The sequence below is a fragment of the Nocardioides sp. genome (assembly GCF_050699375.1).
In the GTDB taxonomy this organism is placed as follows: Bacteria; Actinomycetota; Actinomycetes; order Propionibacteriales; family Nocardioidaceae; genus Nocardioides.
Map to the genome: position 1 here is coordinate 1 of NZ_JBOHDN010000252.1, position 20,739 is coordinate 20,739.

The window sequence follows — 20,739 nt, forward strand, 5'->3', positions numbered from 1 at the left end:
GACCTCGCGCTCGGGGTAGACCTTTCCCGGCTCGAAGGCCTGCGCGAGCCGGTTGAGCACGACCAGCTTCTTGACATGCTTCGACGGGATCGTCAGCAGCCGCCCGTCCTCGCCGAAGAACCGTCGCAGGGTCTCGGCGTCGTCGGGTCGGGGGTGCCAGGTCGCGCGGGTCACCTTCTCATCGTGGCCGATCCGGCTCGGCGATGCGACTGGTTTGTCTGCCGGGCCCGGGCCCGGCAGACGAGGTCGTGGGCGGCGGCCGCCCAGTCGGCGTACTCGAACTCGAATCCCGCTTCTCGCAGCCTTCCCGGGACGACGCGACGGCTCTTGAGGAGCAGCTCGGTGTCCGTACGCAGCGCCCAGGCCCCGATCTCCGCCATCCAGCGGGTGGCGGGCAGCGCGATCGGCATCCCGGCCTCCTTCCGCAGCGTCCGCATCAGGTCGCGCTGGGGCAGTGGTCCTGGTGCTGCCAGGTTCACCGGTCCGGCGATGTCCTCGCGCTCGATGAGCAGATCGCAGGCGCGTACGAAGTCGGTCTCGTGGATCCAGGAGACGAACTGGTCGCCGCCGGCGACGGGGCCGCCGAGGCCGAGGCGCGCCATGGCGAGGAGCACGTCGAGGACGCCGCCCTTGTCCGGGCTCATCACCATCGCCGAGCGGAGCGCGACCTTGCGGGTGCGGGGTGTCGCCGCGGCGGCCTGCTCGGCCTCCCAGCGCTTGGCGATCCTTGTGGAGAACTCCCAGTAAGCGGGGGTATCGGGCTCACTGCCGCCGAGGATGCCGGTCGCCTCGTCGTTGGGCGCGTCGAAGCGGTGGGCGTAGATCGTCGCGGTGCTCATCTGCAGCCAGGAGTGCGGGGGAGCGGACGCCGTCGCGATCGCCTCCCCGACGACCCTGGTCGACTCGATGCGCGAGTCCATCATCTGCGTCAGGTTGGCGTCGGTGTAGCGGCAGCTGACCGTTCTGCCCGCGAGGTTGACCACCACGTCCGCGCCATCGATCTCGTCCGCCCAGGGACCGATCCTCCGGCCGTCCCAGGCGAGATGGCGTGCGCCTTCCTCCAGCTGCTCCGGGTGTCGCGAGAGCACCACGACCTGATGTCCTCGCGCGCTCCAGGCGCGTCGCAGGATGCCTCCGACCTGGCCGGTTCCACCGGGGATGACGATCTTCATGGGATTGACCATAGGGCTATTTGAGCGGTCGCTCAATCCTGCGTTATGGTGATGTTGAGCGAATGCTCAATCGTGATCCTGGGAGGCGCACGTGGCGGGTCGGATGTGGTCGGTGCTCTGGGCGTTCTGGCGGGGCTGGCTCTTCGGAGTGGTGCTCGGGCTCGTGCTCGGGGCGGGTCTCGGGACGTTCTTCATCCCGGTGGTGGGGACGGTCTACGGGGTCGCGATCGGGGTGCCGCTCGGTGCGGTCACGGGTCTGGCGGCGGCCGTGCTGATCGCGCCGGTTGCCCTGCTGCGGCCGTCGATTCTCGGGGACCGGGTCTGGCCGGGCGTCGTGTCCGCTGCGCTCGCGCTCCTGGTGTCCGGGAAGGTGGTTTTCCGCGGGCTCGACAGCGGGAATCTCTTCGACGTCGGAGTCGTGGGCGGGGTCGCCGCCGTGGCCGGGGTGCTGTCGGCATGCTTCGGGCCGGCGATGATCCGACGCGTACGAATCCGGTTTCTGCATGCTCCTTCGGTCGGTGCCCTCGGCGCCGCGATCGGTGGGCTGGTCGCGGCGGGTCGGGTCGCCGTCGAAGGATGGCCCGAACCGGCGGTGATCATCGGGTTCACGTTCGGTGGGATCGTGACCGGAGGCATACTCGGGCTGACGTTGGTCGCCTTCAACCTGCTCGTCACCAAGGAGCCCGCCGCAGAATGAACCCCACCAAGGCCAAGCTGATGCTGGCGGTGACCGACCTGCTCAAGGAGGACGGGATCGCGGGACTCTCGGCGCGGGCGATCGCGACCCGGGCTGACGTCAACCAGGCCCTGGTCTTCTACCACTTCGGCACCGTCGTGGACCTCGTCGACCAGGCGTGCCGGGCGGCGACGGACGAGGTGGCGGCGTCATACCGTGACGAGCTCGCAGAGGTGACCTCGCTCAGTGAGCTGCTGGACCTCGGGCGGGGGCTTCACGAGCGAGAGCGAGCCGCCGGAAACATCACGGTCATGGCCCAGCTCCTGGCCGGCGCACAGCGGGACAAGACCCTGGCGGAGACGGCGCGCTATGCACTGGCGCGGTGGAACGAGGAGATCGAGGCTGCCGTCACTCGTGCTCTGCAAGGAGGCCCTGTCGAGGGCGTGGTGGATGCCGTCGGGTTGTCCCGGGCGATCAGCTCGGCGTTCATCGGTCTGCTCATGTACGACGGCGTCGACCGCCCCGGCGCCGAGTCGGCCTTCGCCTCGCTCGAGCAGCTCGGCGCGCTGGTCGAGGTCATCGAGGATCTCGGGCCCGCCGCCCGGCTAGTCCTCCGCTCCCGGCTCAAGGGTCGCTAGCGTCCAACTGACCCTGGGGAGGGTTATCCGAGCCAGGTTCGGACAACCCTCCCCAGGGTGCCGCCACAGCACCAAGGCCGCCGCCTCGGGTGCCTCAGCCGTCTAGGGCGGTGCGGGCCATCACGAGACGGTCGGCGCAGCGTACGGGCATGGTCTGCCAGTAGTAGGGGAAGGTCATGACGGCGATGAAGAGGGCCCAACCGCGGCTGCGAAGCCAGGTGGCGTCGTCGAGGTCGAGGATCCTGCGGAACTCGTCGCGGCCGGCGGCGTCGAGGAGCTCCCAGGCGCAGATCAGGTCGGCGGGGGGGTCGCCGACGGAGAGCGCGCCGAAGTCGAGTACGGCGGTGAGGCGGCCGTCGCGGGCGAGGAGGTTCTCGGCGAGCAGGTCGCCGTGGAGCCAGTGCGGGTCGGCCTGCGCCGGCGGAAGTGCCATCACCTGGTCCCAGACGGTCTCGACCGCGTCCAGGTCCAGCTCGAGATCGGCGAGCTCGCGACACTCACGCAGCCACGACCGGACGTCGGAGTCGAAGCCGGCGATCGGCTCGCCGCGATACCAGCGCAGCTCGGGGTCGGCGAGCGCCTTCTGGGGCACCTCGGTACGGCGGAGCCCGGTCACGACCGAGGCCAGATCCGCGGCGGCTACGTCGCCCGCGCCGGGGGCGGGCTTCTCGCCGTTGAGCCAGTGCACCACGCTCCATCGCTCGGGGTAGCCGAAGCCCGGCTCGCCGACCGTCACCACCTCCGGTGTCGCCACCGCGAGATTGGGCGCGAACCCGGGCAGCCAGCGCGCCTCCTGCGTGATCGTGGAAGATCCGCCGGGCTGGCGGGGGAGGCGTACGAGATGCTCCTCGCCCAGCCGGAAGAGCCGGTTCGTCGATCCGGTCGAGTCCAGCGGGCGGAGAGGAAGGTCTGCGTACGCGGCGAGGTCTCGCCTCAGCAGGGACCGCACCAGGTCCTCGTCGATCATCAGCTCGTCGTCGTGCATCCGGGCGCTCATCAGGGCCGAGCCAATCACGCCTGTGGCCGGCTCCGCGCGGGATTTTCCGAAGGTCAGACGAGGGTGATCGAGACGAGCGCGCGGTCGCCGACCTGGAGGTCCTCGCGGCGGCGTACGTCCTTCTTGAGCGGCAGCGCGTAGCCGTCCTGGCCTGGGAAGACCGAGGTCCTCCAGGTGGTCGTGCCGATCCTGGCCTCGACCTTCACCGACCCGAAGCCGCGGGGCGGACCGATCACCATCGATGCCTCCCGGATCTCCTCGGTTACCTCGGGCGGAGCGGTCACGAAGATCCAGGCGTCGGTCTCGCCCTTCCACGGCCACAGCTCGGCCTCGAACTCCCAGGTCTCCATGTGCTCATCCTCCCCCAAACCCCATCCGGAAACCGCTACGCCGCCTGGGCGGCCGCGGACTAGGGTGCGGCCATGGCCGCCGATCCTCGCTCCCTCGCCCAGAGACTCGCCGACACCCGTGCTCGTCTGGAGAACGACATCGACCTGTGGATCGCCTCCGCGCAGGAGGATCAGCCCTGGCTGGTGCCGATCTCGTTCGTGTGGTGGGAGGGCGAGATCTGGATCGCGAGCATGGGTGGCGCGCGCACCCAGCGCAACCTCTCGGCCTCCCCGGTCGTACGCCTGGCGCTCGGCGAGCTGCGCGACGTGGTGATCATCGACGGGCGTGCCGAGGTCGACCCGATGGAGCGTACGCCGAAGCGGGTCCTGGAGATCTACGCCGAGAAGCAGGGCGGCGACCCGAGCAGCTGGGCGGACAGCCTGATCCGAGTCCGGCCGACGAAGATCCAGGCCTGGCGGGAGTCGAACGAGCTCGAGGGACGCCACCTGATGCGGAACGGCCGCTGGCTGGACGAGTGAGGTCGGCGGCTCCGACAGGTTCGGCCAGGCCGAACGGTTGAGCCAAAACTGTCGGTGCTCCCTGCTTAGGTAGTGCCGAGGACGACATCCGATCCAGACGGAGGAGATGTCATGACCATCAGCACGACCATCGACGAGGAGATCGATCGGCTCGAGGACGAGTTCCCCGAGCGCGCGGAATGTGAGTGCAGCTGCGGCAGTCCGGACAGCGACGTCGAGCCTTGTGGTGAGGTGGCGGCGTACGCCGTGACGGTGCTCTGCCCCGACGACCGGTGCACCCACACCTACCTGCTGTGCAGGGAGTGCCGGGACCAGTGGGTGCAGAACTGTCCACCGCCCCACCGGCTTCGAGTCGCAGCGCTCGGCTGAGGTGCTCGAAGCCGGTGGGACGGCGATGGATCATCGCGCCGGAACGACCCATACATCGGCGACCGACGGGTCGTAGTCGGCACCGGTGTCCTGGAACCGCATCCGCACCGAGCCGTCCGAGGTCAGCGCCGATGGCTCCACCAGGAACTGGTGGGTCATCGTGCCCTCTCCGCTGTCGGTGCGGCGCAGGTCGACGCTGTGCGCGACCGCACCATCGAGCGCGACGTCGTAGGTCTTGCGCCTGGCGCCGTCGAACGTCTCGACGATGCGGACCACGAACGCTCGGTCGGTGGGAACCTCGGCATCGAACTCGAACCACCCCTCAGGGAAGGAGGAGTGTGTGTAGCGGCGGGTCAGCCCGGCCTCCTGGCTGCTCCCCGACCGCTCGGAGGCGGTCAGTCCGTGCGCCGTCTCCGAGCCCGTCTCGCCCAGATCGACGTGGTCGGTCGACTCGGACGGCGGCGTCGCGAGTCCGACGGTCACGGTGGCCGCCGCCTGCTCCGTCGGCGTCGCTCCGGTCGCGACGATCAAGGAGGCGGGGCCGGCCACGACGGTCTGCGGCACGACGACGTCGATGGCGACGTCGGCGTCCTGCCCTGCCGGGATCTCGTAGTCGACCGGATCAGCCGACCAGCCGCCGGGGCCGGTCAGCGAGAGCTCGCCGCTCTGGGTGACCTTGCTGCGGTTGTGCAGCACCGCGGTGACGGTCGCGGTCTGGCCACCGTCGACCGACGCCGGGCTGCTCGACGTCGCGGTGATCTCCACCGGGGACCCCACCATCAGGGTTCCGCCGACCGGGAGCGTGGCGGCGCCACCGGAGCGGCTGTAGGAGACCGCACCGGTCAGGTCCACGGGTCCGACCTCGGCACCCTCAGGCACCTTGACGGCATAGGCGTGCTCGACCTGCTTGCCGGCCGGCACCTCGTCGGTCGGCGAGCCGTCCGGCGTTGCCGTCCACCCGTCCGGTACGTCGATCGACGAGCTCACCTCGCTCAGCGGCTTCTTGCCGGTGTTCTCGATCCGCACCGAGACCCCGACGACGTCGCCGGGGAGGACCTCCTCGGTGGGCACCTGCAGGGTGGAGACGGCGCCGACCAGGCGCGCAGACGCACGCGAGAGACTCTTCTCGATCGCTGTCAGTCGATCGCGCAGCCCGGCAGCTGCCGCTTCCGCGAGCACGCCGTTGTCGGCGTACATCTGGATGGATCGGTCCAGCCTCGCGGCCGCCGCGAGGCCACGATGGACCGCCTCGGCGGCGTCCTCCTCGTCGGCGTCGCTGGCGAGCTCCCACGCCTCGTCGATCTCGCCACGCAGCACCTTGGTCCGCCTCTCGAGGTCGCGCTCGGCTGCCTTGCCGCCGGGACCCTCGAGGCGCAGCTTTGAGACGTCCGCGGCCGTCGCAGCCGCCTCCGCCCGAGCGGCACCGACGTCACCGAGCGCCGGGGCGACCGCGAAGCTGTAGTCGCCGGACCCGACCTCCAGAACGACCACGTCCCCGTCCTGCCGGACGAAGTCGATGTCCTTCGAGTCCTCGATCGGCGAACCGTCCTCGGTCACCGCCCACCGGTTGGCGGCCGGGATCCGTACCTCGGCGGTCGTGTTCGCGGGCACGGTGATGTCCAGCGTCATCGGCCCGTCGTCGGTGGCCCAGGCACTGCTCACCGTGCCGTACGGGGTCTGGAGGCTGTAGTCGACGTTGTCGATGCCCTCGCCCGGCTCGGGTGCGATCCGCACCTTGCGGTAGCCGGGCTCGGCCGCCGAGACCCCGGCCATGGTGCGATACATCCACTCGCCGACGGCGCCGTAAGCGTAGTGGTTGAACGAGTTCATGCCGACGTCGTTGAACGAGCCGTCCGGGTTGATCGAGTTCCAACGCTCCCAGATCGTGGTCGCGCCCTTGCCGATCTCGTATCCCCACGACGGGTAGTCCTGGTGCTGCAGCAGCCGGTAGGCGATGTCGGTGCGACCGGCCTCGGTCAGCGCCGGCAACAGTCCGTCGACGCCGAGGAAGCCGGTGGAGAGGTGGAAGTCACGCCGCTCGAGCGTCTGCACGAACTGGTCATAGACCTCCTCGCGCCGGTCCTCGGGCTCGAGATCGTTGGTCAGGGTGAGGATGTACGCCGTCTGGCTGTCCCCCTTGACGGAGCCGTCGGCACCGATGAAAGCCTCCTGGTACGCCGCTCGGATGGCCTCGTAGCGGGCCTGGTAGGCCGCGGCGTCCCCGTCCCTGCCGATGGCCTTCGCCATCTGCGCGAACTCACGGGTGCTCTTCGCCACGAACGCGGTGTCGAGCACGTCCGCGGGCGTCGGGTCGTCGAGGTTGAGCCAGTCGAGGTAGCCGCCGGCGGATCGGATGTGGCCGGTCGAGTCGGCGTCGAGGAAGTCGACGTAGCGCTTCATCATGTCGTAGTTCTCCGTGATGACGCCGGTCTCGCCGTACGCCTGCCACAGGGTCCACGGCACGTGCACGCCGGCGTCCATCCAGCCCGCCGACTCGTAGCCGCCGTCGAAGCGACCCGGGACGACAGGAGCGACGCCGGGCAGCGAGCCGTTCGGGCGCTGGGTGTCGCGCAGGTCCTGGAGCCACTTGGTCAGGAACGACTCCGAGTCCATGTTGTAGACCGCGGTCCGGGCGAACACGTTGATGTCGCCGGTCCATCCCATCCGCTCGTCGCGCGCCGGGGTGTCGGTCGGGATGGAGAGGAAGTTGCCGCGCATTCCCCACACGATGTTGCTCTGCAGCTGGTCGACCAGCTCCGAGCTGGTGTCCAACGTGCTGGTCAGGTCACCGTCGGTGCCCACGACGACGCCCACGATGTCGTCGGCGTCCGGCGCCTCGTCCACGCCCGAGACCTCGACGTAGCGGAAGCCGTGGAAGGTGAAGGACGGCTCGTACGTCTCCGGCTCGTCGGAGCCGAAGGTGTAGGTGTCGGTCGCCTTCGCGGAGCGCAGGTTGGCGGTGTAGAGGGTGCCGTCGGGGTTGAGCACCTCGCCGTGACGGATCTTGACCGACTGGCCCTTCTCGCCCTGCATCGTGATCCGGACGTGCCCGACCATGTTCTGGCCGAGGTCGTAGAGGTAGACGCCGTCGGTAGGCGAGTCGATCCGCTCGGCGGTCTCGAGCTCGTCGGTGACGCGTACGTCCACGGCCGTCTGCGGCTCGAGCACATCGGTCGGCTCGTCCCTCACCGCGACGGCGGCCCAGTCCTGGTCCTCATATCCCGCCCGATCCCAGCCGTCGACCTCGGCCGCGCGGCGGGCGTCGTACCACTCGCCGTCGAGGAGATCGGCCTCGCGGGTCGGACCGCCGGTCGTACGCCAGGTGTCGTCGGTGCGGACGACCTCGCTGGTGCCGTCGGAGTAGTCGACGACGAGCTCGGCGATCACGGAGTTCTCGGAGCCGTAGACGTCGGTCCCGAACATCGCGACCTTGCCGGAGTACCAACCCGGTGCGACCTCGGCCCCGAGAACGTTCTCGCCCGAGGTCACCTGGTCGGTCACGTCGTAGGTCTGGTAGTCGATGCGCTTGTCGTACGCCGTCCAGCCGGGTGCGAGCTCGGTGTCGCCGACCCGCTCGCCGTTGAGGCGCAGCTCGTAGACACCTCGCGCGGCGGCGTAGACGCGGGCGCGGGCGATCTTCTTCTCGCCCAGGTCGGCCTCCTTGCGGAGCAGCGGCAACGCGTCGTCGCCCCTGAGCCAGGCCTCGCCGGCGCCGTCGACGAGGAGGCCGTCGGCGGTGATGGTGCCTGCGGTGAAGGTGTGGTCGCCGGCCGGGAAGTCGGTGTCCACGAGGACTTCGTCGGAGGCACTGGTGACGGTCACGTCGTGGACCAGCCCGGACTCCTCGCCGTTGGTGCGGAAGCCCATGACCCCCGGGCCGGCGAAGGTCGCGTCGGTGCGCTGGTCGAGCTGCTGTCCGTCGACCGTGGTGGTGATCCTGTCGCCCTCGACGGTGATCTCGTAGTCGTGCTCGGCGGCGAAGTCGAAGCCGTCCGGGACCGGCTTCGCGGCGAGCACGGAGTAGGCGCCGTCGCGCTTCACGTGCGGCCGGAGCGCGTCGTCGGACTCGCTGAGCTGCCACATGTAGGCGTTCTCCGTGTCCTGGCCACGGAAGTAGACGCCGAGCGCTCCGCTGATGTCGGAGGCGGTGAACGCGATCGTGTAGTCGGTCCACTCCGCGCCCAGCTCGGGGGTCTCTGCCCCGATCCAGTCCGCCGTCCACGCCTGGTCGCCGAGGCCGGTGCTGAACGTCGCCGGGTCGCTCCACGCGGATGCGCGACCCCGGTCATCCCAGACCCGCACAGACCACACGTAGTCCGTTCGAGGCTTCAGCGCGCGGCCGGCGTACGTGATGTCGACGGACTGCTTGGACTTCACCTTGCGGCTGTCCCACACATCGGGCGACCTGAGCTTCTTCTCCGAGGAGGCCACCCGGACCTGGTAGGCCTTCTGTGTCACCCCGCGCCGCTCGGACTCGAGCTGCCATCCCAGGGTCGGGGCGGTCGTCGCGATGCCGAGCGGGTCGACCAGCGCGTTGGTGCGCAGCTCGCCGACGACGGGGACGGAATCGGCAGCTGCCTGCGCGGGTGGCTGGACAGTGCCTACGGCGGGCGGGGACAGGGCGGGAACGAGGATGACGGCGAGGCAGGTCGTCATCAGTCCGGCGAGGTGGCGGCGCACGGCGACTCCTGGGGGAGGAAATTGAAACGGTTCAAGCAGTATGATGTGCGTCACATCACGCTGGCAACGGATTGGCTGCTTCCGGCCACCGGTTCCGGGTCCACCAGGCAAAACGATTCAACCGGCGATGCCGGTCGTGGCGCTGGGCCTACTGCGCTGGGCCTACTGCGCTGGGCTCAAGGCGTGAGGTCGTCGAGGGAGTCGGCGTCGACGATCCGGTATGAGTAGCCCTGCTCGGCCAGGAAACGCTGACGGTTCTGGGCGAAGTCGGCGTCGATGGTGTCGCGAGAGACGATCGTGTAGAAGTGCGCGGTCTTGTTGCCGTCGCCGGGGCGCAGCAGTCGACCGAGGCGCTGGGCCTCCTCCTGGCGTGAGCCGAAGGCGCCGGAGACCTGGATCGCGACCTCCGCCGAGGGCAGGTCGATGGAGAAGTTGGCGACCTTGGAGACGACGAGCAGGTCGAGTTCGCCGGAGCGGAAGGCCTCGAAGAGCCGCTGGCGCTCCTTGACCGACGTCTTGCCCTCGATCACCGGGGCATCCAGGGAGGTGGCGATCTCGTCGAGCTGGTCGAGATACTGCCCGATCACGAGCGTCGGCTTGCCCCGGTGTGACGCGACGATCTCCTTGACCACGTCGATCTTGTGGTGGGTGCACGAGGCGATCCGGTAGCGCTCGTCCGGCTCGGCGGTGGCGTAGACCAGCCGCTCGGCCGTGGGCAGGGTGACCCGCACCTCGACACAGTCCGCCGGCGCGATCCACCCCTGCGACTCGATGTCCTTCCACGGCGCGTCGTAGCGCTTGGGCCCGATCAGCGAGAACACGTCACCCTCGCGCCCGTCCTCACGCACGAGCGTCGCGGTCAGGCCGAGCCGGCGGCGCGCCTGAAGGTTGGCGGTCATCCGGAAGATCGGGGCCGGAAGCAGGTGGACCTCGTCGTAGACGACCAGTCCCCAGTCGCGGGCATCCAGCAGCTCCAGATGCGGGTAGGCGCCCTTCCGGCGTGTGGTCAGCACCTGATAGGTAGCGATCGTGACCGGCCGGATCTCCTTGACCGACCCTGAGTATTCGCCGATCTCGTCCGGGGTCAGTGACGTGCGGCGTACGAGCTCGTCCTTCCACTGCCGTGCGGAGACGGTGTTGGTGACCAGGATCAGGGTCGTCGCCTGGGCCTGAGCCATCGCGGCGGCACCGACGAGCGTCTTGCCGGCACCGCAGGGGAGTACGACGACCCCGGAGCCGCCGTGCCAGAACGACTCGACCGCCTCCGACTGGTAGGGACGCAGCGTCCAGTCGGCGTTGTCCAGGGCGATCGCGTGTGCCTCGCCGTCGACGTAGCCCGCGTAGTCCTCGGCCGGCCAACCGAGCTTGAGCAGAGCCTGCTTGAGGTTGCCGCGCTCGGAAGGGTGTACGGCGACCGTGTCTGAGTCGAGCCGCTCGCCGAGCATCCCGGCGACCTTCTTGGCGCGCACGACCTCCTCCAGCACCGCCCGGTCGGAGGAGACCAGCATCAGCCCGTTGGCCGGGTTCTTCTCCAGCCGGAGCCGACCGTAGCGAGCCATCGTCTCGGCGACATCGACCAGGAGCGAGTGTGGAACCGGGTAGCGGGAGAACTCCAGCAGCGTGTCCACCACCTGCTCGGCGTCGTGCCCGGCCGCGCGTGCGTTCCACAGCCCCAGCGGCGTCAGCCGGTAGGTGTGGATGTGCTCCGGCGACCGCTCCAGCTCGGCGAACGGCGCGATCGCCTTGCGGCACTCACCTGCCCGGGCATGGTCGACCTCGAGCAGCAGCGTCTTGTCCGACTGGACGATCAGGGGGCCGTCGTTCACCGGACCAGCCTACGGCTCGGCGATCAGGTCGCGCGGTCTCCCGCACGCCACTCCCGCGGGGTGACGCCGTAGGTCCGGCGGAAGGCGCGGGTGAAGGTGAGCGGGTCGTTGAAGCCGCAGGAGTACGCGATGGCGCTGATGCCGCCCGGGGGCCGGCGCTCGGCGGAGAACATCTCGGTCGCGACAGCGAGGCGTACGGAGCGGAGGTAGGCGGCCGGTGAGCTGCCGGACTCCTCGAAGACCTGGTAGAGGCGCCGCCGGGACACCCCGTGGCGGCGGGCGACCTCGTCCATGGTCAGCCCGCGGTCCTGGGCGTGGTCGCGCAGGTGCTGGCGGACGGTGTGGCGCAGCCCAGCAGTGGTGTGCGGGGTGACCGGGGCGCTGGTGAACGCGGAGTGGATCATCACCGCGGCGAGGTCACGGACCACGGTCGCCAGCCCCGGACCCTCCGTGTCGGGGAGCGCGGATGCGTAGGAGTACAGGGCACGCGCGGCCGGCGCCTCCTGGACCCGGGGGAGCGCGATCCGGTCCGCTGCCTCGCTGAGCATCCCGTCCGGCAGCCGCATCGACGATCGCGAGACCTGGACGAGCAGCTGCTGCTGGTGCGGAGCGGAGTAGTCGACGAGATAAGGAGCGTCGACGCGGTAGACCGACACCGACCCGGGACGTACGGCGACGGTCCGCGACCCGGAGGAGACGGTGCCGGTGCTGGAGCGCTGCAGGGAGAGGTGCAGGTCGTCGCCGCCGGCTCCGCGCGCGAGCCGTGCGGTGCGGGTCGAGCTGTGGCCCGAGGAGGTCGCGAGCGCGACCGCGATGCCGTCGTCGAGCTGGGTGTGCTCCATCCGCCCCGTGAACCCGGGCTCGACGTCGTTGCAGGCGAGAGGCACGAAACAGCTGCTCACGACCGACTGCCAGGCATCGGCGCTGTCGACCTCGACGACTGCGCTCATCGGGCAACCTCCGTAGCGCAAGCGCCAGAATACGGACGCAGCCCGATGAAAGATCCGAGGGTCGCTCGCTGCCGCTCGCTCATCTCGTCCTCCTCCCAGGCCCTGCTCGAAGCGTACGAAACGTGACCGCGCTCACGCTCGGATCCGCCCCTCACCCTGCACAAATCGTCGGTTCAGGCGGCGGCCTCCGACCGTAGCGTCGATGCCGCGGCCGCCACCAGAGGCGGATGTCGCGGCATCGGACAAGCACCGGTGTTGGACAGAGCAGGGTGCTGGACAAGCACGGCAGACAAGGGAGTGGGATGGGGTTCTTCGACCAGGACCAGTGGACCGGCAGGGCGTACGTCGGCGGCTGGGTCAGGCTGAACGGGACGCTGGAGGTGTCCGCGCCGGCGACCGGCGAGACGATCGCCACCGTGGCGGCGGGTTCGGCCGATGACGTCGACCAGGCCGTGAGCCTGGGGGTCGAGGCACAGCGGGAGTGGGCGTCGCGGCCGGCCGAGGCGCGTGCCGAGGTGATGCGCGGCGCCGCGGCGCTCCTCGCGGAGCATCAGGACGTACTGGCCGACTGGCTCGTCCGCGAGGCCGGTTCCGGGCAGGGCAAGGCCGCCTTCGAGACCGGACTGGTCACCGCCGAGCTCCACCAGGCGGCCGCGACCACGATGATGCCCTACGGACAGCTCCTGCAGTCCTCGCACCCGCGGCTGAGCCTCGCCCGGCGCCGCCCGGTGGGCGTGGTCGGCGTGATCGCCCCGTTCAACTTCCCGGCGATCCTGGCCGCCCGTTCGGTCTTCCCCGCGCTCGCCCTGGGCAACGCCGTGGTACTCAAGCCCGATCCGCGCACCAGCGTCGCCGGTGGACTCTTCCTCGCCGCGCTCCTGGAGGAGGCCGGGCTGCCGGCCGGGCTGCTGGCAGTCGTCCCTGGACGGGTCGAGGCCGGCTCGGCGCTCGTCGAGCACCCGCACGTCCCGGTCATCTCCTTCACCGGATCGACCGAGGCCGGGAGGGTCATCGGCGAGCGCGCCGGACGCCTGCTCAAGCGGGCCCACCTCGAGCTCGGCGGCAACAACGCCATGATCGTGCTGCCCGGCGTCGACATCGCCGCCGCCGCGTCGGCCGGAGCCTGGGGCTCCTTCCTGCACCAGGGCCAGATCTGCATGACAACCGGCCGCCACCTCGTCCACGCCGACATCCACGACGAGTACGTCGCGACCCTGGCCGCGAAGGCCGCCGGCATCCCGGTCGGCGACCCGGCCAGCGGCGTACCTCTCGGTCCGGTCATCGATGCCGGCCAGCGAGACAAGGTGCACGCCCTCGTCTCCGGGTCCATCGCGGCCGGAGCGAGCCTGGAGAGCGGCGGGACGTACGAGGGCCTCTTCTACCAACCGACGGTGCTGTCGGCGGTGACCCCGGAGCACCCCGTGTTCGCCGAGGAGATCTTCGGCCCGGTCGCTCCGGTGACCCGGTTCGAGACCGTCGACGAGGCGATCGAGCTGGTCCGGAGCAGCGAGTACGGCCTCTCGGTCAGCGTGCTCACCGCGGATCCCTTCGCGGGCTACGAGCTCGCCGACCGGATTCCGAGCGGGATCGTGCACGTCAACGACCAGACCGTCGACGACGAGGCCCAGGCGCCCTTCGGAGGCACCGGCGCCTCCGGCACGGGCGCCAGGTTCGGCGGTCACGAGGCCAACATCGACGCCTTCACCGAGACCCAGTGGGTCACGGTGCAGTCGCAGATCCAGGCGTACCCCTTCTGAACCCTCTCGGGCCCCACTTGAGATTCGCCTGATCCAACTGATCAGCCTGCCCTGGTGAGGTGGTACGTGCTCGAGCGCACCCCCGTCGGCCCGAGCTTCCTGCTCCCGGCGCTGACCGCGGTGTTCCTGGGGTCGACCCAGTTCCGGGGAGGACGGCGAAGTCGTGAAGCTGAGAGTGGTCTATAGGCCACTCTCAGGTTCACAACCCCGTCTTCACACTCCCGTCCGGACGGTCCTGAGCCGGGACAGGGCGAAGCTGCGTACGTCGTCCTCGACCCGCGCCTCGAGGAAGCCGCCGTCCACGCCCAACGGCTCGACACGCGCTTCCGCGGGGACCCCGCGTCCGTCGACGAAGGAGATCACGACCTGCTCGCCCGCGTCGATGGCCTCGTGGAGGATCGCCAGGGTCGAGGCGGGCTCAGGCGGGGCCGGGCGGGAGGTCGCCACCTCGTCGCCGGCCTTGATCTTGGTCGCCACCGCGTTCGCCCGGGCAGCGAGGTGCGCCTCCTGGGCTCCGGGTGGTCGCCCCGCGCGGGACTTGGCCCGTTTGGCGTCGGGCCGGGCGACATGGACCGAGCCGTCCGGGGCCTCGACGACGGGCGCGAGACCGAGCTCGCGCAGCCGGGGGAGGAGCGAGTCGAGCGCGACCGTGCTGACCACGACCGTCGGCGCCAGCCGCCGCAGTCCCAGGGAGTCGGCCGCCGGGTGGGCCAACAGCTCGGCCAGCGTGGTCTCGTCGTCGCTGCGCAGATAGGCGGCCGCGAACCCGACCCGGACCGCGCCGAACGTACGTGCCGTGTCGTCGACCAGGTAGCTCAGCGCCTGCGGGACCGGCGTGCGAGAGGCGGCGGCGAGGAACGCGTGGATCTCGGTGGCGGTCCAGCCGCGGTCCATGGCACGGCGTACGGACTCCTTGGTGAACCGGTAGACCGTCGCTCCGCCGCGGGACTCGACCGTCGCCGCCACGGCCAGCGTACGCGCGAGGACGGGCTCCAGCGGGCCCGGCGCGACCGCGGTCAGGTCGCCCTGGAGCAGCACGTGGTCGACGGGTTCGGGCAGCAGCTCGGCCAGCACCGGGGCAGGGTCCCCGCCGGCGACCAGCACCCGGCCGTACGCAGCCAGCCCACCGAACGCACCCAGCCCGAGCGTCTCCGCCTCGGTGAGCGTCCAGGTCACCAGGGACTCGCGGGACTCGGTCCGGGTGCGCGGCCGCCGGGGTCGCTCCCAGGCGAGCCTGGCGACCACGGCCGCCGGCCCGGTGCCGGCAGCCAGGACCTCGCCGTCCCGCAGGTCCGCGAGCAGGCCCAGCGTCAGCCGGCGCGTCTCCGGGGCCGAGGCCCCGGTCAGGTCGGGTGCCAGCGCGTTCCACGTCTTCCCGGCCGGGTCCCGCTGGCCGACGAGCCCGGGAATCCGTGGCGTCGCCAGCCAGGCGGCGGCGACGTGCGACCACCGTGAGGCCAGGGGCTGCCGCAGCCACTGGTCGAAGAGCTCGGTCGGCATCCAGGTCGGGTCACCCTCCTCGTCGGTGCCCAGCGCGAGCAGTCCCGAGGCCCAGGCGACCTCGGTCAGCAGCGCCGCGACGGGCTCCTCCACGTGGAGCCGGTCGGCGGTCGCCTTCAGGTCGCGCACCGTCAGGCCGGTGCCGCCGCGCAACGACCTCGGCGGGGTGGCGCTCCAGGTGTCGAGGAGGAGCTCGAGGTTGCGTACCAGCTCGAAGGCGGCGCCCGCGGCGGCCCGATCGACCAGCGAGGACGCGCGCTCCGACGTCGGCAGCGGGGGAGGGACGTCGGCAGGCGCGGTCGTCGTCCGCCCTCCTCGCAGGGCCATCCCGACCTCACCGGGCAGGACCAGCATCCCGTCGCCGGAGGAGACCAGCAGCCCGTGTGCGATCAGCTCCTCGGCGGGCCCGGCGGCCGCGGCCACCGTCACGCCCGGCCGTGCGCGGGTCGAGGAGGCCTGCCCGCCGCCCGTGTCGACGGCCTCCAGCATCGCGCGCGCCTCGCGGGAGACGGCCGAGAGGCGGCGTACGACATCTTGCTGGTCACCCGCGAGCGGCTGCAGCCCGGAGACCCCGGGAGAGGCCCGCAGCAACGCCGGGACACCGGTCACCGCGCGCAGTCCGCCGAGGGAGTTCCACACCAAGCAGGTGTCCTCCAGATGAGAAAGTGCCCGTGTCGCGGCGCCGTCTTCCGCATTCACCATGGAAGATAGGTGGGCTTTGGTGGTTTGATTCGCGAGGACAACGGCATCAAGCACGATCAGCTCGAGATGGTTAAGGTCATCCAGCGCGTGGTGCAAGGATGTGCGGGTGGCTGCTCGGGCGGCGAGTTGGCCAGAGTCATGAGGGGACGGCGTGGCGAGATCAGGACGAGTAAGAAGCAGGCGCGAGAGGCGCTCTGTGGGCCAAGAGCGCAGCTGGTCGGCGAGTGAGCGGAAGCCTGTGTCCATCGGCATCACGCTATCCCGGCCGGCCTAGGGGGCGGGATGTCCAGGAAAGTAGTGATCGCGCACGGCGCGGCCACCGATGTCGGCCAGGTGCGTCAGGTCAACGAGGACTCCCACGTGGCGGAGCCACCGGTCTTCGTCGTTGCCGACGGTATGGGTGGCCACGACGGTGGTGACATCGCCAGCGAGATGGTGATCCAGGAGTTCGCCAAGCTCGGCGGCGCCCATTATGAGTCCGAGTCCGGAAGCCAGGCGATGGTCGAGGCTCTCCAGGCCGCGCAGGACCGGATCGTCGCCTTCGCGCTCGAACAGCGTTCGCGCGGAGCCTCGGAGTACCAGTCCGGTACGACCTGCGCCGCGGCGCTGATCGCCGACGGCGGCAGCAGCCCGTTGTGGGTCCTCCTCAACGTCGGCGACTCGCGCATCTACCGATACTTCGACGGTACGTTGAGCCAGCTCAGCCGCGACCACAGCCTGGTCCAGGAGCTGGTCGACGCCGGGCAGATCACGCCCGAGCAGGCCGAGCGCCACCCGGAGCGCAACGTGGTGACCAGGGCCTTGGGCGGGATGGCTCCCGCGGTCCCCGACATCTTCCAGGTGACCCTTCCCGTCGGCGCCAGGCTGATGCTGTGCTCGGACGGGGTCAGCGGAATGATCTCGGATTCTGAGATCTCCGGGATTCTCGCCGCGGAGGCCACCGATGCCCGCGACACGGCCGAGAAGCTCGTCGCCGCCGCGGTCGAAGCGGGTGGCCGCGACAATGCCACCGCGATCGTGGTCGATGTGATGGGATTGACCGAGGAGAACCCGTATGACTCGGAGCAACAAAGGGTGAGTATGGAGCAGAAGCTAGGAGTGCTGCCATGAGCGAGCGTCAGCGAGCGACAGCAAGCCTCAGGCGGCCACGACCGTATCCTGGCGCTTGCGCCACGGGAGTGGCCGCATGAGTGAGTCAGCAACCATCGCAAGCACGTCCTATACGCCGGGCACTTGGTTCGGCATCATCGGTGAGAGCGCCACGGTGCTGCTCCCGCCCTCGGAGAAGAGCCGCGCCGGCGCCCTCTGGGCGCTCGTGGACGACGGTGCCGGGTTCGACGAGGTGCTCGACGCGCTGGTCGCGACCGGGCTGAGCTCGTTGCCCGGGTTCGTCCTCATCTCCGGTGACGTGACCCCTGACGGCGGCAGCGTGCGCGCTGTCGTGCGCGGTCCGTCGGTGGTCTCCTTCGAGGCCGCCGATGGCGCGGTCGAGGTCGACGGATCGTCCTCGAAGACGTGGGTCGAGCGGACGCTCGATGGGGTGACCAGGATGTCCGTCTCGCTCGGCGAGGAGGGCGCGACCGGTGAGCCGATGACCGCGCTCGGCGGGCTGCTGCGGGTCTCGGGGCTCGAGGTTCCGCCGCTGGCCCCGGAGTCCTCCCATGACGACTCGCCCGAGAGCCGCGCCGGTTTCGTCGGCGCTCCGGTGGCGGTCGAGGAAAGCGCCTACGACGACGACAACGAAGACAACGTCGACGCACCGGCCCCGGCCGACCCGCTGACGGACCCGTTGCCGGAGGACGGCTACGACACCCCTGCCGCGGTCGGCGGCTTCGACGACTCCGCGCCCGAGGAGCACCTCGGCGAGGAGGAGCCCCCCGCTGCGCCGCCCGCGCTGTCGGTCGTGCCCCCGATCCCGGTCTCCGGTGACCTCCCGGGACTCGGGTCCGACTCCGAGCCCGGCTCTGAGGCCGACTCGGACGAGCCGATCTCGGTGAACCGCGGCGAAGAGGCCGGCGACGCGCCGGCTCCGCGTCACGACGACCTGACCGAGCCCACCGAGGCCTTCGAGATGCCGACGGTCCCGCCGGCCGCTGACGACCAGGACTTCCCCGAGCCCGCCTCCCGCGGCTATGAGGACGACTACGCCAGCGACGAGCACGCCGCTGCCGTGGCGTCCTCCTTCGGGCCCATCGTGGCCTCCCCGGAGGACGAGGAGTCCCTCGAGGAGCCGGTCGACGAGCAGCCTCGCGATGAGCAGTCCTTCGGGGAGCAGTCCTTCGATGAGGAGTCCGCGGACGAGGAGTCCTCTGACGGGACGTCGTTCGACGGACCCGGCCAGGACCAGCCGGACCTCGCGTCGGCGCCCGAGTTCGGTCCGCCGTCCGTGCCGCCCCCGCCTCCGCTGACCCCTCCGCCGCCGCCCATCGACGCTCCGCCCGCACCCTTCGCGGAGACTGAGGACGATGGTCCGGTCGACAGCGAGCCCGTCGACAGCGAGCCCGTCGACGGTCCGCCGACCGACGGTCCGCCGACCGACGCTACGCCTGTCGATGGTCCGCCCGTCGACGGTGCGCCTGTCGACGGCCCGCCCGTAGACGGTGCGCCGGTCGATGGCCCGGCCGAGGATCCGCTGGCCGACGATCTGCACTTCGACGACCCCGTCGACGGTGCGCCGATGGACGGTCCGCCGAGCGACTCGCCGGTGACCGACATCCCCCCGGCGCCGCCGGGTCCGCCCGCGTTCCCGCTCCCGCCCGCACCGCCGGCGCCGTCCGCGGTGCCGCCGGCTCCCGAGGCCCGCGACGAGCAGGCCTGGGAGGAGCCCAACCCGGACGAGGACGACCACGACGGTCTGACTCGCATCGGTGTCGGTGAGGACCTCAACGCGGGTCTCGCCGGGATCCCCGGCCAGCCCGAGGCACCGAAGGTGACCGCCTACCCGGTCGCCCGCCTGGAGTTCTCCAGCGGCGACCGTGTCGAGGTCGACCGTGTCGTACTCGTCGGACGCGCGCCCGAGGCGAGCCGGTTCACGCCCACCGAGCAGCCGATGCTGGTCACCGTGCCGAGCCCGCACCAGGAGATCTCCTCGACCCACTGTGAGATCCGGCCAGGTGCCGGGGTCGACCACGGTGCCGCGGTGGTCACCGATCTCGGCTCGACCAACGGCACCGTGCTGGTCCAGCCCGGGCTCGGCCCGGAGGACCTGCGCCCCGGCGTACCCGTCCAGCTCATGCCCGGTGCCGTCATCGACCTCGGCGACAGTCTCACCATCCGGGTGACCAACCCATGAGCGAGCCGCTTTCGCTCATGTCACCGTCGGTGGCGGTGGCATGAGCGTCTCGGCCCCGGCAGTCGAGGCAGCGATCGCGGAGCCGGACCGTCGGTTCTACGCGTTCGCCATCGACAGGGTGATCGCGTGGGCGATCTTCACCGCGGCGGCGTTCGCCGCCTGGCTGATCTTCTTCCGCAACGGAAGCCCGCTGCCGGGGATCGGCCTGATCGTCGGCGTGGTGCTGGTGGTCTGGCTGGTCGGCGCCGTGCTCACCGGCTCCGGTGGCAAGACCCCTGGGAAGATGGCGCTCGGGCTCCGCGTGGTCAGCGATGACTCCGGAGCCGCGGGCAGCCCCATCGGTGTAGGGAAGGCGTTCGTACGCCAGGCCCTGCTCGGCGTCTGCACGATCCCGACCCTCGGCATCGGCACCGCCACCTTCGCCTGGGTCGCGGCGATGGACGATCGTGGCCGGCGCCAGGGGTGGCACGACCGCCGTGCGGGGTCGGTCGTCGTCGACGTACGTCCTCCGGTAGTCGTCGAGGCCGAGGAAGAGGCCCCCGCGCCGCGCCGCATCGTCAACCTGACCACCATGCGGCTGAAGCAGGCCGAGGCAGCCCCGGCGCCCACCGAGAAGCCGCAGACACCGGCTGCCCCGACGCAGGTCTCGGTGGCACCGAGTGCGGCGGTCCAGAGCGCTGCAGCCCGAGCGGCGGCCGCGCAGGACGCCCCGACCCAGGTCCCGGCACCCATCGCCCGCCAGACGCCGTCCGCGCCCGTGCCACCGACGCCCGCCCCGCCGGCTCCCGTGGCTCCGAAGCCGCAGGTCTCGCGGGAGGTCCCGGCATCACCTCCGCCCGCCAAGCCTGCTGCTCCGCCGCCTCCGGCGCCCACCGAGCCGGCTGCCGCGACGGCCCGTTGGCGGGTCACCTTCGACACGGGTCAGAGCTTCCTCGTCGAGGGCCTCGCCATCGTCGGCCGTGGCCCGGAGCCACGTCCCGGCGAGGAGGTCTCTCACCGGGTCGCCCTCCCCTCGAGCGACATGTCCCTGTCCAAGACCCATGCGCAGTTCCAGGTAGCCGCCGACGGCTCCTTGGTGGTCATGGACCGCGGCTCGACCAACGGCAGCACCCTGATCCGCAAGGGCGCCGCCAGGGCCCTCGGTGCCCGGCGCCCCGCAGCCCTGGTCCACGGCGACACGGTCAAGTTCGGCGACCGCACCATGGACGTCGTCCGCGAGGCCTGAACCGAGGCGTCACCCCCGCAGGCCGAGGCGTCACCCCCACAGGCCGAGGCGTCACCCCCGCAGGCCGAGAAGTCACTTCTGCAGGT

The 20,739-nt window shown here is 70.7% G+C and carries 16 protein-coding genes; 8 read left to right on the forward strand and 8 right to left on the reverse strand.

Features of this window, described 5'->3' with window-relative positions; genetic code table 11:
- A partial coding sequence (locus tag ACRDPS_RS18640; RefSeq protein ID WP_431503172.1) for a DUF2087 domain-containing protein occupies nucleotides 1–174 on the reverse strand: 174 nt, incomplete at its 3' end.
- Nucleotides 171–1,172, reverse strand: a complete 1,002-nt coding sequence (locus ACRDPS_RS18645; protein WP_431503157.1) for a TIGR01777 family oxidoreductase — start codon at nucleotides 1,170–1,172, stop codon at nucleotides 171–173. The genes ACRDPS_RS18645 and ACRDPS_RS18640, both read right to left, overlap by 4 nt.
- 91 nt (nucleotides 1,173–1,263) lie before the next feature.
- Between ACRDPS_RS18645 and ACRDPS_RS18650 the strand changes: the two genes are divergently transcribed.
- On the forward strand, nucleotides 1,264–1,869 hold the full coding sequence (locus tag ACRDPS_RS18650) for a hypothetical protein (RefSeq protein WP_431503158.1): 606 nt from the start codon (nucleotides 1,264–1,266) through the stop codon (nucleotides 1,867–1,869).
- On the forward strand, nucleotides 1,866–2,486 hold the full coding sequence (locus tag ACRDPS_RS18655) for a TetR/AcrR family transcriptional regulator (protein ID WP_431503159.1): 621 nt from the start codon (nucleotides 1,866–1,868) through the stop codon (nucleotides 2,484–2,486). The genes ACRDPS_RS18650 and ACRDPS_RS18655 overlap by 4 nt, the downstream gene beginning before the upstream one ends.
- 94 nt (nucleotides 2,487–2,580) lie before the next feature.
- Here ACRDPS_RS18655 and ACRDPS_RS18660 read toward each other — a convergent pair whose 3' ends face one another.
- Together ACRDPS_RS18660 and ACRDPS_RS18665 are read right to left on the reverse strand one after the other, a co-directional pair.
- On the reverse strand, nucleotides 2,581–3,483 hold the full coding sequence (locus ACRDPS_RS18660) for an aminoglycoside phosphotransferase family protein (protein ID WP_431503160.1): 903 nt from the start codon (nucleotides 3,481–3,483) through the stop codon (nucleotides 2,581–2,583).
- Between the two features lie 53 nt (nucleotides 3,484–3,536).
- Complete coding sequence (locus tag ACRDPS_RS18665) at nucleotides 3,537–3,833, reverse strand: DUF1905 domain-containing protein (RefSeq protein ID WP_431503161.1); 297 nt, start codon at nucleotides 3,831–3,833, stop codon at nucleotides 3,537–3,539.
- Nucleotides 3,834–3,905: 72 nt separating this feature from the next.
- Between ACRDPS_RS18665 and ACRDPS_RS18670 the strand changes: the two genes are divergently transcribed.
- Nucleotides 3,906–4,352 carry a pyridoxamine 5'-phosphate oxidase family protein gene (locus ACRDPS_RS18670; RefSeq protein ID WP_431503162.1) on the forward strand — a complete coding sequence of 149 codons (447 nt, stop codon included), beginning with the start codon at nucleotides 3,906–3,908 and terminating at the stop codon, nucleotides 4,350–4,352.
- A 111-nt stretch (nucleotides 4,353–4,463) separates the two neighbouring features.
- Nucleotides 4,464–4,721, forward strand: a complete 258-nt coding sequence (locus ACRDPS_RS18675; protein ID WP_431503163.1) for a hypothetical protein — start codon at nucleotides 4,464–4,466, stop codon at nucleotides 4,719–4,721.
- 30 nt (nucleotides 4,722–4,751) lie between these two features.
- Here ACRDPS_RS18675 and ACRDPS_RS18680 read toward each other — a convergent pair whose 3' ends face one another.
- The 3 genes from ACRDPS_RS18680 to ACRDPS_RS18690 all read right to left on the reverse strand — a co-directional run bounded on the left by ACRDPS_RS18680 (nucleotide 4,752) and on the right by ACRDPS_RS18690 (nucleotide 12,177).
- A complete protein-coding gene (locus tag ACRDPS_RS18680) occupies nucleotides 4,752–9,401 on the reverse strand; it encodes a family 78 glycoside hydrolase catalytic domain (RefSeq protein ID WP_431503164.1) in 4,650 nt (1,549 codons plus the stop codon).
- A gap of 176 nt (nucleotides 9,402–9,577) precedes the next feature.
- Nucleotides 9,578–11,227, reverse strand: coding sequence for a DNA repair helicase XPB (locus ACRDPS_RS18685; protein WP_431503165.1), 1,650 nt, complete (start codon nucleotides 11,225–11,227; stop codon nucleotides 9,578–9,580).
- Between the two features lie 23 nt (nucleotides 11,228–11,250).
- On the reverse strand, nucleotides 11,251–12,177 hold the full coding sequence (locus tag ACRDPS_RS18690) for an AraC family transcriptional regulator (protein WP_431503166.1): 927 nt from the start codon (nucleotides 12,175–12,177) through the stop codon (nucleotides 11,251–11,253).
- Nucleotides 12,178–12,479: 302 nt separating this feature from the next.
- Between ACRDPS_RS18690 and ACRDPS_RS18695 the strand changes: the two genes are divergently transcribed.
- On the forward strand, nucleotides 12,480–13,934 hold the full coding sequence (locus ACRDPS_RS18695; RefSeq protein WP_431503167.1) for an aldehyde dehydrogenase family protein: 1,455 nt from the start codon (nucleotides 12,480–12,482) through the stop codon (nucleotides 13,932–13,934).
- Between the two features lie 213 nt (nucleotides 13,935–14,147).
- On the opposite strand, the gene ACRDPS_RS18700 is transcribed toward ACRDPS_RS18695, so the two are convergent.
- On the reverse strand, nucleotides 14,148–16,136 hold the full coding sequence (locus ACRDPS_RS18700) for a helicase-associated domain-containing protein (RefSeq protein WP_431503168.1): 1,989 nt from the start codon (nucleotides 16,134–16,136) through the stop codon (nucleotides 14,148–14,150).
- 282 nt (nucleotides 16,137–16,418) lie between these two features.
- On the opposite strand from ACRDPS_RS18700, the gene ACRDPS_RS18705 reads away from it, so the two are divergent.
- The 3 genes from ACRDPS_RS18705 to ACRDPS_RS18715 all read left to right on the forward strand — a co-directional run bounded on the left by ACRDPS_RS18705 (nucleotide 16,419) and on the right by ACRDPS_RS18715 (nucleotide 20,653).
- A complete protein-coding gene (locus tag ACRDPS_RS18705) occupies nucleotides 16,419–17,246 on the forward strand; it encodes a PP2C family protein-serine/threonine phosphatase (protein ID WP_431503169.1) in 828 nt (275 codons plus the stop codon).
- Between the two features lie 76 nt (nucleotides 17,247–17,322).
- Entirely contained in the window at nucleotides 17,323–19,428 is a 2,106-nt protein-coding gene (locus ACRDPS_RS18710; RefSeq protein ID WP_431503170.1) for an FHA domain-containing protein, read from the forward strand.
- A 40-nt stretch (nucleotides 19,429–19,468) separates the two neighbouring features.
- On the forward strand, nucleotides 19,469–20,653 hold the full coding sequence (locus ACRDPS_RS18715) for an RDD family protein (protein WP_431503171.1): 1,185 nt from the start codon (nucleotides 19,469–19,471) through the stop codon (nucleotides 20,651–20,653).
- Nucleotides 20,654–20,739: the final 86 nt, after the last annotated feature.